1 pseudogene is annotated in these 425 nt (G+C 47.1%); it reads left to right on the top strand.

What is annotated here, in order from left to right:
* Positions 1 to 425: pseudogene (locus D4N35_RS18255) on the top strand (hypothetical protein); the annotation flags it as partial.

The following is a 425-nucleotide window of genomic DNA, read 5'->3' on the forward strand; positions in this document are numbered from 1 at the left end:
GCAAAACCAATAAATCAGGGATCAGATACAAAAACGGTTTTGTGGAGTGGAACGGATTAAAAATAAAAGCAGAAATGCCAAAACCGGGTAAAGATTCATACCTGGAAGCAGCCCTGCACGATGAAATCGCTTATTGCCGGATTGTGCGCAAAATCATCCGCGGCAGAACGACATTCTATCTGCAGCTGGTAATGAAAGGCATCCCGCCCCAAAAGAGGAAACCGGTTGAAGGGAAAGTCGGCCTTGATAACGGCATTTCAACAGTAGCCACAGTCAGCGACAAAAGTGTGAATGTACAAGAGTTCTGCAAAGGCTTGGATGAGCTGGACAGGGAACGCCGCATCCTGCTCCGCAGGATGGATCGTTCAAGGAGGGCAACAAACCCCAACAAATTCAATGATGACGGCACCTTTAAAAAAGGAAAC

The sequence above is a fragment of the Siminovitchia fortis genome (genome assembly GCF_003605365.2).
In the GTDB taxonomy this organism is placed as follows: domain Bacteria; phylum Bacillota; class Bacilli; order Bacillales; family Bacillaceae_C; genus Siminovitchia; species Siminovitchia fortis.